General features: G+C 72.8%; 14 protein-coding genes. 5 read left to right on the top strand and 9 right to left on the bottom strand.

The window, feature by feature from the left end:
* The first annotated feature begins 144 nt into the window (after window positions 1-144).
* Window positions 145-732, top strand: coding sequence for a hypothetical protein (locus tag L0965_RS02995; protein WP_101305598.1), 588 nt, complete (start codon window positions 145-147; stop codon window positions 730-732).
* Between the two features lie 80 nt (window positions 733-812).
* Here L0965_RS02995 and L0965_RS03000 read toward each other — a convergent pair whose 3' ends face one another.
* A complete protein-coding gene (locus L0965_RS03000; protein WP_101305599.1) occupies window positions 813-2,873 on the bottom strand; it encodes an NAD(+) synthase in 2,061 nt (686 codons plus the stop codon).
* Between the two features lie 100 nt (window positions 2,874-2,973).
* On the opposite strand from L0965_RS03000, the gene L0965_RS03005 reads away from it, so the two are divergent.
* The 3 genes from L0965_RS03005 (at window position 2,974) to L0965_RS03015 (ending at window position 8,250) form a co-directional block, all read left to right on the top strand.
* On the top strand, window positions 2,974-6,588 hold the full coding sequence (locus L0965_RS03005; protein ID WP_101305600.1) for a bifunctional RecB family nuclease/DEAD/DEAH box helicase: 3,615 nt from the start codon (window positions 2,974-2,976) through the stop codon (window positions 6,586-6,588).
* 73 nt (window positions 6,589-6,661) lie between these two features.
* Entirely contained in the window at window positions 6,662-6,961 is a 300-nt protein-coding gene (locus L0965_RS03010; protein ID WP_060961047.1) for a DUF3467 domain-containing protein, read from the top strand.
* A 287-nt stretch (window positions 6,962-7,248) separates the two neighbouring features.
* Window positions 7,249-8,250 carry a magnesium and cobalt transport protein CorA gene (locus tag L0965_RS03015; protein ID WP_060961048.1) on the top strand — a complete coding sequence of 334 codons (1,002 nt, stop codon included), beginning with the start codon at window positions 7,249-7,251 and terminating at the stop codon, window positions 8,248-8,250.
* 87 nt (window positions 8,251-8,337) lie between these two features.
* Here L0965_RS03015 and upp read toward each other — a convergent pair whose 3' ends face one another.
* From upp to L0965_RS03040, 5 genes are read right to left on the bottom strand one after another with little or no spacing between them, the layout of a single operon-like run.
* Window positions 8,338-8,970 (bottom strand): uracil phosphoribosyltransferase, encoded by a 633-nt coding sequence (upp, locus tag L0965_RS03020; RefSeq protein WP_101305601.1) that lies wholly within the window; start codon window positions 8,968-8,970, stop codon window positions 8,338-8,340.
* A 9-nt stretch (window positions 8,971-8,979) separates the two neighbouring features.
* Complete coding sequence (locus L0965_RS03025; protein WP_101305602.1) at window positions 8,980-10,068, bottom strand: hypothetical protein; 1,089 nt, start codon at window positions 10,066-10,068, stop codon at window positions 8,980-8,982.
* Window positions 10,069-10,078: 10 nt separating this feature from the next.
* The gene (locus L0965_RS03030; protein ID WP_101305603.1) at window positions 10,079-10,396 is read right to left on the bottom strand and encodes a hypothetical protein; all 318 of its coding nucleotides are present in this window, start codon (window positions 10,394-10,396) and stop codon (window positions 10,079-10,081) included.
* Window positions 10,393-11,733: a putative T7SS-secreted protein gene (locus L0965_RS03035; RefSeq protein WP_101305604.1), complete on the bottom strand. Its 1,341-nt coding sequence runs from the start codon at window positions 11,731-11,733 to the stop codon at window positions 10,393-10,395. The genes L0965_RS03030 and L0965_RS03035 overlap by 4 nt, the downstream gene beginning before the upstream one ends.
* Window positions 11,730-12,071: a hypothetical protein gene (locus tag L0965_RS03040; RefSeq protein ID WP_101305605.1), complete on the bottom strand. Its 342-nt coding sequence runs from the start codon at window positions 12,069-12,071 to the stop codon at window positions 11,730-11,732. Before L0965_RS03040 ends, L0965_RS03035 begins: the two co-directional genes overlap by 4 nt.
* Window positions 12,072-12,156: 85 nt before the next feature.
* Here L0965_RS03040 and L0965_RS03045 point away from each other — a divergent pair, with 85 nt between their 5' ends.
* On the top strand, window positions 12,157-12,624 hold the full coding sequence (locus L0965_RS03045) for a nucleoside deaminase (protein WP_101305606.1): 468 nt from the start codon (window positions 12,157-12,159) through the stop codon (window positions 12,622-12,624).
* 30 nt (window positions 12,625-12,654) lie between these two features.
* Here the strand turns inward: L0965_RS03045 and L0965_RS03050 are convergent, their stop codons facing one another.
* The 3 genes from L0965_RS03050 to L0965_RS03060 are packed head-to-tail and all read right to left on the bottom strand — an operon-like array spanning window position 12,655 to window position 15,770.
* Entirely contained in the window at window positions 12,655-13,767 is a 1,113-nt protein-coding gene (locus tag L0965_RS03050) for an alpha/beta fold hydrolase (RefSeq protein ID WP_101305607.1), read from the bottom strand.
* Between the two features lie 42 nt (window positions 13,768-13,809).
* Window positions 13,810-14,553 carry an aspartate/glutamate racemase family protein gene (locus L0965_RS03055; protein WP_101305608.1) on the bottom strand — a complete coding sequence of 248 codons (744 nt, stop codon included), beginning with the start codon at window positions 14,551-14,553 and terminating at the stop codon, window positions 13,810-13,812.
* On the bottom strand, window positions 14,550-15,770 hold the full coding sequence (locus L0965_RS03060) for an amidohydrolase family protein (protein WP_101305609.1): 1,221 nt from the start codon (window positions 15,768-15,770) through the stop codon (window positions 14,550-14,552). The genes L0965_RS03055 and L0965_RS03060 overlap by 4 nt, the downstream gene beginning before the upstream one ends.
* Between the last annotated feature and the right edge of the window lie 43 nt (window positions 15,771-15,813).

Raw genomic sequence — 15,813 nt, forward strand, 5'->3', positions numbered from 1 at the left:
AGGATGCGCGGATACATAGACACTATCGAGTGCGCCCCGCTCCGCGGGCTTTCTCACGCCGCATCCCCTCCCTGCGGGAGGCCGATGTGGGTCAAGATGGGACGGCGTGGCAATCCCCGTCGGCACGGGGGAAGGAAGGACGACATGACACTCACCTCGGTACTCCTGGACACCCCCTCCTCGGTTGCGGCGCGTCTCGGGTGGGATCCCGGCACGAGCGTGCACGATCGCCGCCGCATCCTCGCGAAGGAGCTCATCGCCGCGCGTCTCGGCTGCGACATGACCGAGATCCGCATCGAGCGCGAGGCCCCGCGCGGCTTCGGCTACCACACGCGTCTCATCGCCTCGCGCGACGGGCAGGAGCTGCCGATCGCGATCGTCACGGCGAGCTATCGCGCGGCGACGGTCGTCGCGATCTGCGACCCCGGCCTGCCGCTGGGCATCGACATCCGCGACATGACGCCGGAGCAGGCCGACATCCGGCTGATGCAGAAGCACTCGCACCTGTTCGATCCGAACAACATCCCCGACCTGTTGCAGCACTGGGTGCGCGTGCAGGCGGTGCTCGAGGCCGACGGCCGCGGGGTGCGCGTCGCTCCCGAGCGCGTGCGGCTGGACATGGGGCGGCTCAAGGGGTGGATCCCCGACCGCAACATGAAGTACACCCTGGTCGACGCCTCGCGCGACAGCTGGGTCATCACGGTCGCGATCGGAACGCTCCCCGCCGCCTGAGCACCGCCTTCATCCGTCCCCTCGCGTCGCCTCGCGCGGCGCGACACGACGACACGGGACCGGATGAACGGCGACGGGGGTCAGGCGGGCGGCAGCGCCCGGTCGAGCTCGGCGAGCCAGACCGCGGGATTGCCGTCGCTGGGGGCGCGCCAGTCGCCGCGCGGCGACAGCGAGCCGGCCGCGAGCACCTTGGGGCCGTTGGGGATCGCCGTGCGCTTGAACTGGGCGAAGCCGAAGAAGCGGCGCAGGAACACGCGCAGCCAGCGCACGACGGTGTCACGGTCGTACGCGTAGCGGTCGGATGCCGGGAAGCCGGGCGGCCATGTCCCGGCATCCGCGTCGCGCCAGGCGCGCTCGGCGAGGAAGGCGATCTTCGACGGACGCAGGCCGTAGCGCAGCACGTGGAACAGCGTGAAGTCGTGCAGGGCGTACGGCCCGATCGTGTCCTCCGTCGACTGCACCTTGCCGTCCTGACCCGCCGGGACGAGCTCGGGGCTGATCTCGGTGTCGAGCACCGACTGCAGCACGGCCTTCGCCTCGTCGGTGAGGGCGGTCCCGTCGCCGTCGGAGTGGGCGATCACCCAGCGGATGAGGTGCTGGATCAGGGTCTTGGGCACGCCGGCGTTGACGGCGTAGTGGCTCATCTGGTCGCCGACGCCGTAGGTGGCCCACCCCAGGGCGAGCTCCGACAGGTCGGAGGTGCCGACGACGAAGCCGCCGTTCTGGTTCGCGAGTCGGAAGAGGAAGTCGGTGCGGGCGCCGGCCTGCACGTTCTCGAACGTCACGTCGTAGACCGGCTCGCCGTCGGCGAAGGGATGGCCGATGCCCGTGAGCAGTGCGGTCGCCATCGGACGGATGTCGATGGTCTCGATCGACGCGCCGATCGCCTCGGCGAGGGCGATCGCATTCGACTTCGTGTGATCGCTCGTCGCGAAGCCCGGCATCGTGTAGGCGAGGATGTCGCTGCGCGGGCGGCCCATCCGGTCCATCGCGCGGGCGACCACGAGCAGGGCGTGCGTCGAGTCCAGGCCCCCCGAGACGCCGATGACCGGCTTGGGCGAGCCGATCGCGCGCATGCGCTGCTCGAGGGCGGAGACCTGGATGCTGAACGCCTCGAAGCAGTCCTGGTCGAGACGGGCCGCGTCGTCGGGGACGAACGGGAAGCGGTCGAGCGCGCGGCGTAGACCGATGTCGGATGCCGGGGGGTCGACGGTGAAGGCGACCGTGCGCGCGCCGGGCGCGCTGACGCGGCGGTTGTCGTCGAAGGTCCCCTGCCGGAGCCGGTCCTGGCGCAGGCGGTCGAGGTCGACGTCGGCGACCGAGGAGCGCGGGCCGTCGGGGAAGCGCTCGCTCTCGGCCAGGAGGGCACCGGACTCGTAGATCATCGTCTGGCCGTCCCACGACACGTCGTTCGTCGACTCGCCGATCCCCGCCGCGGCGTACACGTAGGCGGCGTTGCAGCGGAACGACTGCGCCTTCGCGAGCAGATGCCGGTCGTCGGCGCGGGCGACCGTGATGGGGCTGCCGGACAGGTTGAGCAGCACCGTCGCGCCGGCGAGGGCGGCGGCCGAGGACGGCGGGATCGGCACCCACATGTCCTCGCAGACCTCGGCGTGCACGACGAGCCCGGGCACGTCGGTCGCGGCGAACAGCAGGTCGGCGCCGACCGGCACCTCCTGACCCGCGAGGACGGTGGCGGCCGGGGCGCCCGCGCCGGCGGCGTACCACCGGGCCTCGTAGAACTCGCGGTAGGTCAGCGGGTAGCTCTTCGGGACGACGCCGAGCACACGGCCGCGGTGGATGAGGACCGCGCAGTTGTACACGCGGGCGTCCAGGCGCAGCGGCGCGCCGACGGCGATGAGCGGCCGGAGCTCGGTCGACGCCTCGACGAGCGTCGCGATGGCCGCGTGGACGGCGTCGAGCACGGCATCCTGCATGACGAGGTCGTCGATGGCGTATCCGCTGAGGCAGAGCTCGGGGAAGACCGCGACGGCGACCGCGTCGTCGCTCAGGGCCCGGGTCGCATCGATGACCGCCTCGGCGTTTCGCGCCGGGTCGGCGATGGCGACGGGGATCGTGGCGGCGGCGACGCGCGCGAAGCCGTGCCGGTAGACGCTCTCGAACGGCAGGTTCTCGATCACGTGTCCAGTCTGGCAGGTGCACGGCGCTCCGGCGGGTGCGCGGCGGCCCGCGGTGCGCGATGTCGGCGCCTCCGACTAGCGTCGAAGACGGAAGGGCGACATGCGATACATCGAAGACAGCGGCAGCGGGGCGCGCATCGTCTGGAGCGCGACCGATCTGAAGGCCGCTGCGGAGTGCGAGTTCGCCTGGCTCCGGGCGATCGACGCCAAGCTCGGACGGGTGCCCGCGGTGGAGGAACCCACCGATCTCACCCTCGAGCGGGCGGGACGGCTGGGGACGCAGCACGAACGGCGCCAGCTCGAGGCGTACCGCGCGCAGTACCCGGGCCGTGTGGTCGAGCTGCCCGAGACGCGGTCCTCGGATGCCGAGGCCGTCGCCGTCGCGGTCGCCGCGACCACCGCGGCGCTGGCCGATCCGACGGTCGCCGTCGTGTATCAGGCCGTCTTCGCGACGGACGAGTTCGTGGGCTTCGCCGACTTCCTCGTCCGCGACGATCCGACGGCCGCCGCGCCCACGCCGTGGGTCGTGCAGGACACGAAGCTCGCCCGCCGCGCGCGGGTGACGGCGCTCATGCAGCTCGCGGCATACGTCGATCAACTCGACCGTCTCGGCGTCGCGCGCAGCGACCGGGTGGAGCTGCTGCTGGGCGACGGCTCGACCTCGACGCACGCCGTGCGCGACCTCATGCCGGTGTTCCGCCTGCGGCGCGAGCGCCTGCGTGCGCTCATCGCCGACCGCGATCTGGCCGCCGGTGCCGACGGTGACCCGATCGCGTGGGGCGACGACCGCGGCGCCCTGCGCGTCGTGGCGTGCGGCCGGTGCGCGACGTGCGACGCGGAGGTCGTCGCCCACCGCGACCTGCTGCTGGTCGCCGGCATGCGTCCGGTCCAGCGCGATCGGCTGCGCCTGGACGGCATCCGCACGATCGACGCGCTCGTGGCGGCGCGCGAGGCCCCGGCGCGCATGTCGTGGGACGCGTTCGCGGGCCTGCGCACGCAGGCCCGACTCCAGCTCGAGAGCCCGGCCGGCGGCGTCGGCGATAAGCCGCCGACCTCGGAGCTGCCGCCGGTGCCGACCTACGAGGTGGTGCTCCCGACAGCCATCGGCGCGCTCCCGCGCCCCGACCGCGGCGACCTGTTCTTCGACTTCGAGGGCGACCCGCTCTACACCGAGTCCGCCGACGGTGCCCCCGGGACGACCGGGACGACCGGGGCGACGGGGACGAACGGGGCGATGTGGGGGATCGACTACCTGTTCGGGTGGGTCGACGACGACGAGCAGTACGCGGCGCTGTGGGCGCACACCTTCGCCGAGGAACGCCGGGCGCTCGAGGACTTCCTCGACGTCGTGGCGCTGCGTCGGCGCGCCCACCCCGGCATGCACATCTACCACTACGCGCCGTACGAGCCGACCCACCTGCTCGCGATGGCCGCCCGCTACGGCGTGCGCGAGGCCGAGGTCGACACGCTGCTGCGCGAGGGCGTCTTCGTCGATCTGTACCCGATCGTGCGCCGGGCGCTGCGGGTGGGGTCGCGCTCGTACTCGATCAAGAAGCTGGAGCCGCTCTACATGGGCGCCGAGGTGCGCACGAGCGACGTCCAGCGCGGCGACGACTCGATCGTGAAGTACGTCGAGGCCCGCGCGGCGATCGAGTCGGGGGCTCCGGATGCGGGGGCCGCCATCCTCGACGACCTCGCGGACTACAACCGCTACGACTGCGTCTCCACGCGCAGGCTGCGCAACTGGCTCGTCGACCGGGCCCGCGAGGCGCGCCTCGTGCCCTCGGCGGACGTCGACGCCGCGGAGCGTCCCTACGAGCCCTCCCCGCGGGCGGAGGCACTGAACCGGATGGCGGTGGCGGCGGCATCCGCGGCGGCACCCGACGAGACGGCCGTGCTCGCCCTCCGGCTCGGCGCGGCCGCGATCGACTACTACCCGCGCGAGGCGAAGACGTTCTGGGCGACGCACTTCCTGCGCCTGCGCGAGCCGGTGTCGATCTGGGAGGACACGCGCGACGTCATCGTCTTCGACCACGACCGCTGCCGCATCCTGAGCGACTGGCACATCCCGGAGGGAGGTCGGGTGCAGCGACGCGTGGTGGAGCTGCGCGGCGACCTCGCTCCCGGGACGAAGCTGAGCGCCGACGGCTCGGCGTTCGTGCTCTACGAGCTGCCGGCGCCGTTCCCGATCGACACGAGTCCGCGCTGGATCCACGCCGCACGATCGGTGCGGATCGTCGACGTGCTCGATGACGGCGTGGTCGTGGAGGAGAACTCCGTGCAGGGCTTCACCTGGCAGGAGCTGCCCCTCGCGCTGACCCCGCCCGCCCCGCCCCAGGCAGGATCGCAGCAGGCCGCGATCGATCAGTGGGCCGATGGGCTCATCGACTCCGGCGCCGCCCGCACCGCGGACTTCCCGCGGGATGCCGCGACCGACCTCCTGCTGCGCCGTCCGCCGCGCACGCGTCGGGGCGGGCTCACGCGGGCGGTCATCGCCGGCGACCTGCCCCGCGACGACGTCGACGACATCGCGCGGTCGGTGCACGATCTGGACCACAGCTACCTGGCGGTCCAGGGCCCGCCGGGCACGGGCAAGACCTACGTCGGATCGCACGTCGTCGCGCGGCTGGTGCGTGAGCACGGCTATCGCGTCGGGGTCGTGGCGCAGTCCCACGCCGTGGTCGAGAACATGCTCGCGCGCATCGTCGAGGCGGGCGTGCCGGCCGACCTCGTCGCGAAGGCCATGAAGGGCAAGGGGCCCGCGTCCGGTTCCGAGCCGTTCACCCCCATCGCCAAAGACGGCTACGCCGCCTTCGCCGCCGACCATCCCGGGGGCTTCGTGATCGGGGGCACCGCCTGGGACCTCAGCCACGCCGGACGCGTGCCGCGCGGCAGCCTCGACCTGCTGGTCATCGACGAGGCGGGCCAGTTCTCGCTCGCCTCGACGATCGCCGTCTCGGTCGCCGCCCCGCGCCTGATGCTGCTGGGCGACCCCCAGCAGCTCCCGCAGGTGAGCCAGGGCACGCACCCCGAGCCGGTGGACACATCGGCTCTCGGCTGGGTCATGGACGGCGCCGCCGTCATCGCGGAGGATCGCGGCTTCTTCCTCGCGCAGACCCGCCGCATGCGCCCCGAGGTCGCGGCGCCGGTGTCGGAGCTGTCGTACGACGGGAAGCTGGCCGCGCATCCGTCGACCGCGGCGCGCCGCCTCGCGGGCATCCTGCCCGGCGTCGTGCCGGTCGCGCTCGCGCACACCGGCAACGCGACCCAGTCGCCGGAGGAGGCGGAGGCGGTCGTCGCGCTCGTGCGCGACCTCGTCGGCCGCGAATGGACCGCCGCCGCGGGCGCCGCGCCGAGGCCGCTCGAGCCGGACGACCTCATCGTCGTCACCCCGTACAACGCGCAGCAGGTGCTGGTCGAGGCGGCGCTGGTCGAGGCCGGGTTCGGCACGGTCCCGGTGGGCACGGTCGACAAGTTCCAGGGGCAGGAGGCCGCGGTGGCGATCGTCTCGCTCGCGGCATCCAGCGGGCGGGACGCACCGCGGGGCCTCGAGTTCCTGCTGCTGCAGAACCGTCTGAACGTCGCGGTCTCCCGCGCCGAGCACACGGCCTACGTCGTGTACGGCACGGGGCTGCTCGACGATCTGCCGCGCACGCCCGACGGGGTCGCCCGCCTCAGCGCGTTCGCGCGGCTCGTCGGCGCGGACCGCACGTAGACTCGCCGGAAGACGTCCCTGCCGGCGGGCGGCCCCGGCGCCGCGGCCGACGCACCGCGAGAAGGAGGACGGCATGAACGATGAGACGCCCCGGCAGTTCGAGATCGACCTGCCCCCCGAGATCGTGGCGGGCACGTACGCCGACTTCGCGAACGTCTGGCACACCCCCGACGTGTTCGTGATGGACTTCGTCTGCCTCGCCCGGCCCCCGCAGGCGGGGGTGGATGCCGAGGGTGCCCCGGTCACGGTCGTGCCCGGCCGCGTCGTCCAACGGGTGCGCATCCCTCCCCAGCAGGTGTTCGAGCTCGCGAAGGCGCTCACCCAGCAGCTGGAGTTCTGGGAGCAGGAGACGGGGCGCCGCTCCGAGGCGTGAGCCGCCTGTGAGGTCACGTCACCCGCGGGGGCTATACTCACCGAGGCCCGTCACCGCGTATCCGAGCGCGGCGGGCCCCGATCCGAGGCGGTGAGACACCATGGCAGACGATAGTAGGCGCGCCGCGGTGGGCGCCGCCGGCATCACCTCGCTCTGAGAGCCGGCCCCTCCGCGGCGCTTCCGTGCGCGCCGTCAGCCGCGCGCACCCCGCGCCCACCCGACACGGGTGCGCGATGACCCGCGCCTGCGCCACCCCCGCGCCGCGCGCCATCCGGAGGAGGACCGACATGACCCTGATCGACAACGCCGTGTACAAGGACGGTGTCCGCGTCGCGACGCCGGCCTCGTTGGACGAGGCCTACGCGCTGCAGGAGGCGCACGCGGGCTTCGCCTGGATCGGTCTCTACCGGCCGTCCGAGCAGGAGCTCGCCTCGGTGGCCGCCGAGTTCGAGCTGCACCCCCTCGCCATCGAGGACGCCGCCCTGGGCCACCAGCGCTCGAAGGTGGAGCGCTACGGCGACACGCTCTTCGTGGTGCTGCGCCCGGCCCGCTACGACGACGAGCGCGAAGAGCTCGACATCGGCGAGCTGCACCTCTTCGTCGGCCCCGACTTCCTCATCACCATCCGCCACGCCGAGTCGCCCGACCTCGGCGCCGTCCGGCGGCGGCTCGAGGAGCAGCCCGAGCTGCTGGCACTCGGGTCGGAGGCCGTCCTGTACGCGGTGTTGGATCGCGTGGTCGACGAGTACGAGCCGCTCGTCGCCGGCATCGAGAACGACATCGACGAGATCGAGGACGACCTGTTCGGCGACGCCGACGACGACGCGCTCTCCCGCCGCATCTACGAGCTGTCGGGCGAGCTGAACCGGTTCGCGCGCGCGACGCATCCGCTGGTGCCGATCATCGAGTGGCTGCAGCGGGGCCATGAGGCGTACCACGTCGACATCGAGCTGCAGCGCCGGCTGCGCGACGTCCGCGACCACGCGCTGCGGGTCACGGAGCGCATCGACGGGTTCCGCGCCGTGCTGGACAAGGCGCTCACCGTGCACTCGGCGCTCGTCGCCCGGCGGCAGACCGAGGTCAACCTCGCGCAGAACGAGCAGGTCAAGAAGATCTCCTCGTGGGCGGCCATCATCTTCGCGCCGACGCTGATCGGCACCGTCTACGGCATGAACTTCGACGTCATGCCGGAGCTGCACTGGGAGTACGGCTATCCGGTCGCCCTCACGGTGATGATCACGTTCCCGGCCGTGCTGTACGTCATCTTCAAGCGCCGCCGCTGGCTGTGACCGCCACCCGCGCTTCGTCCGTCCCGCGGCGCCGCTTCGCCGCGGCGATGGCGACCGGAGCGGACGGATGAAGGCGTCGGCGGCGGGTCAGACGGTGCCGTAGAGGCGGTCGCCGGCGTCGCCGAGACCGGGCACGATGTAGCCCTTCTCGTTCAGCCGCTCGTCGAGCGCGCCGAGCACCAGCGTGACGTCGCGGTCGCCGACGAGCTCCTCGATCTTCGCGACGCCTTCCGGGGCGCCGAGGATGCAGATCGCGGTGACGTCCTGCGCCCCGCGGGCGAACAGGAAGTCGATCGCGGCCCCCAAGGAGCCGCCCGTCGCGAGCATCGGGTCGAGCACGAAGCACTGGCGGTCGCTGAGGTCGTCGGGAAGGCGCTCGGCGTACGTGTACGGCTGGAGGGTCTCCTCGTTGCGCGCCATGCCGAGGAAGCCGATCTCGGCGGTGGGCAGCAGCTTCACCATGCCGTCGAGCATGCCGAGGCCGGCGCGCAGGATCGGCACCACGAGGGGACGCGGCTCGGAGATGCGCACCCCGGTCGTCGTCGTGACGGGCGTCTGGATCTCGACCTCCTCGACACGCACGCCGCGGGTCGCCTCGTAGGCGAGCAGCGTCAGCAGCTCCTCGGTGAGCTGGCGGAACACCGGCGACGGTGTGCGCTCGTCGCGCAGCACCGTGAGCTTGTGGGTGATGAGGGGGTGATCGGCAACGTGCACGCGCATGATGTCAGCCTACGCGTCCGCCTCGTCGTCCGACGGCGCGAGCTGCCACGCCGCGGCCAGCACGACGGCGTCACTGAGCGTGCGCACGGCGTCGAGCTGGTCGACGTGCGGCGTCGAGAAGCTCACCAGGCAGAGGCCGCGTCCGTCGGGGAACTGCAGCCAGTAGTCGATCACTCCCACAGGGCGTCCGCTCAGCTCACTGGGTCCGAGGCGCCGCGTCGTGTGACGCAGCAGGGGGCCGCCAGCGGTGGATGCCGTGACGAGCTCGTCCTGCGTTCCGGTCGCGGCCGCGAGGCGGGTTCGCAGGCTCAGCATGTGGTCGTCGGCACCGGCCGGCCCGAGCTCCTGCCAGTACACCGTGACCGCCACGGCCGCCGCGGCGTCCGTCGTTCGACGGGTGAGGTAGGCCATCGACCGCCCGCCGGCGCCGGCCGCCGTGCGCGCCGACTGACGCAGCCACGCGATCAGCTGCCCGCGCAGCACCGGCGCAGGAGGAAGCCCGGTCAGCTGGGCGTCGACGATCGCCTTCGCATCGGCGTCGATCGTGAGGGATGAGGTGAGATCGAGCTGGGCCCAGTCATCGCCGAGGAAGAGGTCGAGTCCCACGACGCGCTCGCCGGCGCGCAGCCCGCGCTCGGGTTGCTGCGTGATCCATGCGACGTCGTCGTCGCCGGGTTGCGGTTCGAGGGCGGCGCGCACGTCCGCCGCCGAGGCGTGAACCGGGTGCGGACCGGCGGGATCGAACACCACACGACGCAGCAGCGGCGCGTACGCGTCGAGCAGCGGCACCAGCCCGGGACCGCGTTGCAGTGCGAACTCCGCCGCTTCGCGCTCACCCGCCGCCCAGGCCGCGAGGGTCTGCGACGACGAGAAGAGGTGCAACTCCCAGCGGCGCTCGCCGTCGGGGTCGTCGGCGGCCACCGTGAGGGTCTGTGTCTGCCCGTCCGGGGTACGCATGAGGGGGATCACGACGACGTCGTGGCGCAGCGCCCGCCCGATCTCGATCGGATCGTTCGTCGCCAGGGCGGCGGCGAGGCGCTCCGAGCCCACGTCGACGGCGGGCGCGGTGGGGATCGGCGTGAGCGGATCGTCGGTCACGGTTGTCAGCCTAAAGCTCTCCGGCGTCTTCGAACTCGACCTCCGCGCGCTCGCGGAACCGCCGGTCGAGCGGACTGCGGACGTTCTCCGCGGATGCGGTCGGGTCGACGTCGTAGAGCAGGCCCATGCCCCATCGCCGTCCGCGCACGTCGCGGGCCAGGCGCGTGTCGATGTAGCCGTACTGCGGCCCGGCACCCGTGTCGTAGACGATGAAGGCCCCCGCCGCATGCAGTGCGTCGTCCGACGCGGCCACGCGGACGCCGTCGAAGGGCGCCACCGTATTGATGAGGCGCAGAGCCACCGGGAACGAGAGCTCCGAGACCCTCATCGCGCCACCGACCAGACGATGTCCGTCACGTTCGTCAGTCCCTTCGACGCGAGGTCGCCCCCGACGATGATGTACTCCGGGGCGCCGCCGGGCATCCCGTCCAGCGGCAGGGCGTGGCGCTGCAGCACGACGGCGCCCACATCGTCGACGGTGGCGTGGACGAGTCGCTCCGCGGAGTTGACGTCGGGAAGGCCCAGGGCGCTGCGGTAGTCGCCGAAGGTGGACGGGGCCCGCGTCGACCAGGAGGCGCCGGTCTGTGCAGCGCCGTCGCCGTAGAGGCGGAAGACGTCGTCCCCCTTCGCCAGGTCGGCCACCGTCGTCGCCCAGAGACGCTCCGACTCGGCGAGCTGCTGCGGGCGCAGCCGGATGGCCTGCTGCGCCGTCAGGGCGCCGAACGTCTCGGTGCCCCCGCGGGCTGCGACCTCGGCGGCGGCCTGGGCGTTGATACGGCCCGCCATCGCAACGTTCCCGACGACGCGGGCGGCGCCGCCCAGGCCGATGACGGCGAGCGCGGCGCCGACGATGCTCACGGCGGCCTCTCCCCACGTGCGGTCGCCCGTCGAGGCCAGCACGATGTTGCCGACCGCGTTGATGATCGCGGCGATGCCGGCCACGAGCAGCAATGCGGCCGCGAGTGCCTGGCCGATCACCGGGATCCACGACACCACGAGGGCGAGGATGCCGGCGATCGCGGAGATCGTACCGGCGACATCGGTGATGACGGACAGGACGTCCTTGCCCCAGTCGTCCCACCAGGAGTCGTTGAGACCGTCCTCGCTGGTGGTGTTCTGGATCTCGTCGCGAGCAGTTTCCGCGGCCCGGTCGCGGCGGGCGGCGGCGTCGAGGATCTGCTGACGAGCGACGCCTGCGGCGGCGCTGGCCTGGCGCGAATCGATGCCTGCATCGTCGGCGAGGCGCTCGTAGCGGAGGGCCTCCGCGGGATCGTCGGACGACTCCGAGAGGTGAAGGTAGCGTCGCCGCTCCCGCTGGGCGTCGACGGCGCCGTTCTGCGCCGCGTGCGCGCGCTGCAGAGCGGCGAGCGAGTCGTCCTGCGCCGATGCGAGCGCCGCCGCGTAGCCGACGAGGGCGTTGCCGGTGGCCCGATACCGTTGCTCGGCCCGGGCGATGTCGTCGGCAACCGTGCGCGCCGTCTCGCCCAGGGCGTCGACGGCCTCCGACACGGTGCCGCCGAGATCAAGGGTGCGCAGCCCGCGCACCGTGTCGCCGATGGTGTCGGCGATCTGGAGGTAGTTCCCTCCGCCCTGGCGCACCCCGTCGGGGTCGCCAGGCACGGGATCCGTCCCGAAGCCGGCCGCCGACCAGTCCGCCGGCCTCACGATGCTGCCTCCGGGCGTCGGCCACCGCCGGCCGGTGTCGAGGCGCCGACCGTCGAGGTGCCGTCCATCGCGGCGGCGAGTTCCTGATCGGCCTGTTCGAAGGTGTCGGCGATCGCGGTCGTCGCCTCGCCGAGTCCCGAGATCGACGACGTCATCTCCTCGCGGGTGTCGTCCCACGCGTGCGCGAAGGAGCGGACCGCCTCCGCGAGTGAGTCGTGGCCGACCGCCTCCGCGATGCGGTCGCTGCGCACGTTCGCGTTCTGGAACTCCGCGGCGATCCGCGACAGTCCCGCGCCCACCGCGCGCACCTGCTCGGTGTTCAGCTCCAGATCCGCCATCGCGTCCTCCGGAACACGAGTCTAGGTCTGCCGGTGACGGGCTTCGATGGGGAGAACTCCCCATCCGTCGCCCTACGCTGAAGGGGTGAGCCTGCCGATCCGCGTCGACGACGAGAGCGCGCTGCGTCGCGCGCTCGCGCTCGCCGCCGAGGCCGGTGCCGCGGGCGAGATCCCGGTGGGTGCCGTCGTGCGGGATGCCGGGGGCACCGTGATCGGCGTCGGACGCAACCGGCGCGAGGCCACGGCCGATCCCACCGCCCACGCCGAGGTCGTGGCGCTGCGCGAGGCCGCGGCATCCCTCGGCTCCTGGAACCTGGAGGGGTGCACGCTCGCGGTCACCCTCGAGCCCTGCCTGATGTGCGCGGGGGCCGTCCTGCAGGCGCACATCGGACGCGTCGTGTTCGGCGCGTGGGACGAGAAGGCCGGCGCGGCCGGGTCGGTGTACGACGTGCTGCGCGACCGGCGCCTGCCCGTGCGCGCCGAGGTGGTCGGCGGCATCCTGGAGGACGAAGCGCGGGCGCTGCTGCGGGACTTCTTCGACGCGCGCCGCTGACCCGCCCGATCGCGGGGAGCGGGTGCGCGGTCAGTCGGACGAGCTGAGGATGATCGCCTCGGTCGGCGGCGCCGGGTCGGCCGGACGGCCGATGTAGCCGACGTTCTCCAGCAGCGCCCGGCGGAAGACGGCCGGCTGCTCCAGGTGCGGCGCGTGTCCGACGCCCTCGAGCACGAGCTCGGTGACGGCACCGCCGGCCGCACGGTAGGCCTCCAGCACGTCGCGGGTCTGCGACACCATCTCCTGGGCCGGCGCGACGTCGGCACCCGGCCAGCCGGGGATCACCCCGAGCGCGCCGAGGTGGTTGAGGTCGAAGAACGACGCGTCCGAGACGATGGCGTCCGCGTCGCCGCGTACCCAGAGGATCGGGGGTTTGCGCGCGATGTCGACGATGCCCGAGGTGTCGAAGTACCGCGGCGCCATCGTGTTGAGCACGCCGATGCTGCCGGCGGCGAACCCCGGCCAGTTCTCGCTCGCGACGCTGTCGCCGGGGTAGTTGCCCGTCGCCGTCGAGGTGGTGTTCATCGACTCGACCCAGAGGTCCTCGTGCGCGCTCGTGTAGCCGGGCGCGACGTAGCCCGAGCGGAAGACGCTCCGCGGCGACGTCGGCGCCTCGTCGGTCGTGTCGCGGTCGGTGAGCCGCTGCACGAAGTCGGGGTTCGCCGCGCCTCCGCCGCAGCCGGCGTCGTCGTCGGTGAGCCGCGATCCGTCGCGGCGGGTGCCGCCGAAGCCGTAGGGCGAGACGGGCGCCTGCAGGGTGAGCGAGAGCACCGGGTGATCGATCGCGTACTGCATGACGACACCGCCGCCCATCGACCAGCCCACGAGGTGGGCGGTGTCCAGCCCCAGCACCTGGAGCGTCGCGAACACGTCGTCGCTGAAGTCGCGGACGCCGCGCGTCGCGTCGACGGGCGTGCTCTCGGAGTCGCCGAAGCCGCGGAGGTCGATAGCGATCACGCGCAGGTCGCTGGGCAGGTCCTGCATGAGCTCCTGCCAGAACAGGCTCGACGACACGTTTCCGTGGACGAGGACGACCGTCTGGTCCGCCGCGGCCGCGGCGTCGTCGCCGACCCGTTCCAGGATGCCGACGCGCAGCCGATCGGTGTCGATGATCCGGGAGGTGATGCCGTCGAGGAGCGTCATGACCGCATCCTACTCCGCCGCTCCCTGTGCATGAACAGGGTTTCAGGTGAACGCGTGGAGCGCGCCGAGCCGTGGCCCGCGCCACGCCTTCCCGGCCCGGGGCGGTGCATACGGCCCCGCCGTGCTGGTGCGTTTGCCGAGGGCGATCAGACCCTCCGCGAACCGCACGGCGGCGGCGACGCCGTCGACCACGGGAACCCCCAGTCGGCGCTCCAGTTCGGCGTCCAGCCCCGCGAACCCGGCGCAGCCGAGCACGAGCACGTCCGCGCCGTCGGCGAGCACCGCGCGTCCGGTCGCCTCGAGCACGTCCGCGGTGCGGGCGACGTCGTCGGCGATGGCCGAGACGTGCACCTCCGCGGCACGGACCGATCGGCACCGGCCGCTCGTGCCCATCGTGGCGAGACTGTCGTGGATGCCGGCGACCGCCGCGTCGACCGTGGTGACGATGCCGAAGCGGTGCCCGAGCAGGCAGGCGGCGAACACGGCCGCCTCCGTGATGTCGACGACCGGCTGGCGGACGAGCTGGCGCATCCCCTCCCGGCCGTGCTCGCCGAAGCCTGCCATCACGACGGCGTCGAACGGGGCGGTGCGGCTCGCGACGGCGTCCATGACGGCTGCGGCCGTGACGAGGCTCTCGACGTACCCCTCCGCCGAGGCGGGACCCCAGGACGGGGTGACGCCCACGACGCTCGTCCCCGCCGAGGCGGCGGCCTGGCCGATCGCCGCGATGGCGGACGTCATCGCGGCATCCGTGTTGCAGTTGACCGCCAGGATCGTCGCCGTCATCGCAGGTCGTCGTCCTCGGCCACGACGCGGCCGCGGTGGATGACGAGGCGCTGCGGGAGACGGTCCATGACGGCGGCGGTCGCGGTGTCGCCGCGGACGACGACCAGCTCGGCCGGGTCGCCGACGGCGACGCCCGGGCGCGCGCCGGGGGAGAGGCGCGGCAGGTCGGCGTCGATCACCGACGCGCCGCCCCAGGTCGCGATCGCGAGGCAGTCCTCGATCAGGTCGTCGCGGGAGAACCCCTGCGTGAAGGCGAGCATCCACGTGCGCTCGAGCATGTCGCCGTCGCCCCACGGCGACCAGTAGTCGCGCTGGCCGTCCATCCCGAGCCCGACGCGGATCCCGAGCTGCAGCAGCCGCTCGATCGGGAGGTCGAGGGGGACCGACAGCGAGCCCTTCGGGGCGATCGTGGTGAGGGCGACGTCGAGCTCCGCGATCTGCTCGAGCGCGCGGTCGACGCCGGCGGAGCGGTCGGCGAGCGAGAAGGCGTGCGACACGCTGACCCGTCCGGCCATGCCGAGTGCGCGGGTGCGCTCGAGCACGAGGTCGAGGGAGAACAGGCCCAGCGAGCCGCCCTCGTGCAGGTGGATGTCGACGCCGACGCCGTGACGGTCGGCGAGGTCGAAGACGGTGTCGAGGTGGCGCACCGGGTCGCGGTCGATCTCGCACGGGTCGATGCCGCCGATGAGGTCGGCTCCCGAGCGCAGCGCGACATCGAGCAGGTCGGGCACCCCGTCCTCGAGGTGGATGCCCACCTGCGGGAAGGCGACGATCTCGACGGACGCGCGGTCGCGGTGCGCCTCGCGCGCCGCGACGACGCCCTCGAACTTCTCCAGGCCGGAGTCGGCGTCGACCTGGGCGTGGCTGCGCACCCGGGTCGCCCCCTGCGCGATCATCCGCCCGAGCGTGTAGGTCGCCCGCTCGGCGACCGACCGCTCCGCCGACCGCCAGTTCTCCCGGTCGTTCATGATGTGCGACCAGCGCGTGTCGCCCGCGGTGTTCGGGCGGAACGGCAGCCCCATCCGCGTCGAGTCGAGATGCACGTGCACGTCGCTGAAGGACGGGATCAGGATGCCGCCGTCTCCGTCGACCGCGACGGCATCCGGCGCCGTCAGCGTGCCGGGTGCGCCGATCGCGCGGATGGCGTCGGCGTCGAGCAGGACGTCGGACGCGTCGGCGGCCCAGGGGCGGACGTTGCGGAGCAGAGTGAGGGGCACGGAAGGGCCTTTCGGGGTCGGGGAGGAGCGGGGCGGGGCCGGC

The organism is Microbacterium sp. NFH-22A-Y, from assembly GCF_021401375.1.
Lineage (GTDB): Bacteria > Actinomycetota > Actinomycetes > Actinomycetales > Microbacteriaceae > Microbacterium > Microbacterium hominis.

What these genes read in the sequence shown, in the direction of transcription:
- L0965_RS03015 (WP_060961048.1), top strand. Translation starts at nt 7,249, where the DNA reads ATGACCCTGATCGACAACGCCGTGTACAAGGACGGTGTCCGCGTCGCG.
- L0965_RS02995 (WP_101305598.1), top strand. Translation starts at nt 145, where the DNA reads ATGACACTCACCTCGGTACTCCTGGACACCCCCTCCTCGGTTGCGGCG.
- L0965_RS03030 (WP_101305603.1), bottom strand. Translation starts at nt 10,396, where the DNA reads ATGAGGGTCTCGGAGCTCTCGTTCCCGGTGGCTCTGCGCCTCATCAAT.
- L0965_RS03055 (WP_101305608.1), bottom strand. Translation starts at nt 14,553, where the DNA reads ATGACGGCGACGATCCTGGCGGTCAACTGCAACACGGATGCCGCGATG.
- L0965_RS03010 (WP_060961047.1), top strand. Translation starts at nt 6,662, where the DNA reads ATGAACGATGAGACGCCCCGGCAGTTCGAGATCGACCTGCCCCCCGAG.
- L0965_RS03050 (WP_101305607.1), bottom strand. Translation starts at nt 13,767, where the DNA reads ATGACGCTCCTCGACGGCATCACCTCCCGGATCATCGACACCGATCGG.
- L0965_RS03005 (WP_101305600.1), top strand. Translation starts at nt 2,974, where the DNA reads ATGCGATACATCGAAGACAGCGGCAGCGGGGCGCGCATCGTCTGGAGC.
- L0965_RS03040 (WP_101305605.1), bottom strand. Translation starts at nt 12,071, where the DNA reads ATGGCGGATCTGGAGCTGAACACCGAGCAGGTGCGCGCGGTGGGCGCG.
- upp (WP_101305601.1), bottom strand. Translation starts at nt 8,970, where the DNA reads ATGCGCGTGCACGTTGCCGATCACCCCCTCATCACCCACAAGCTCACG.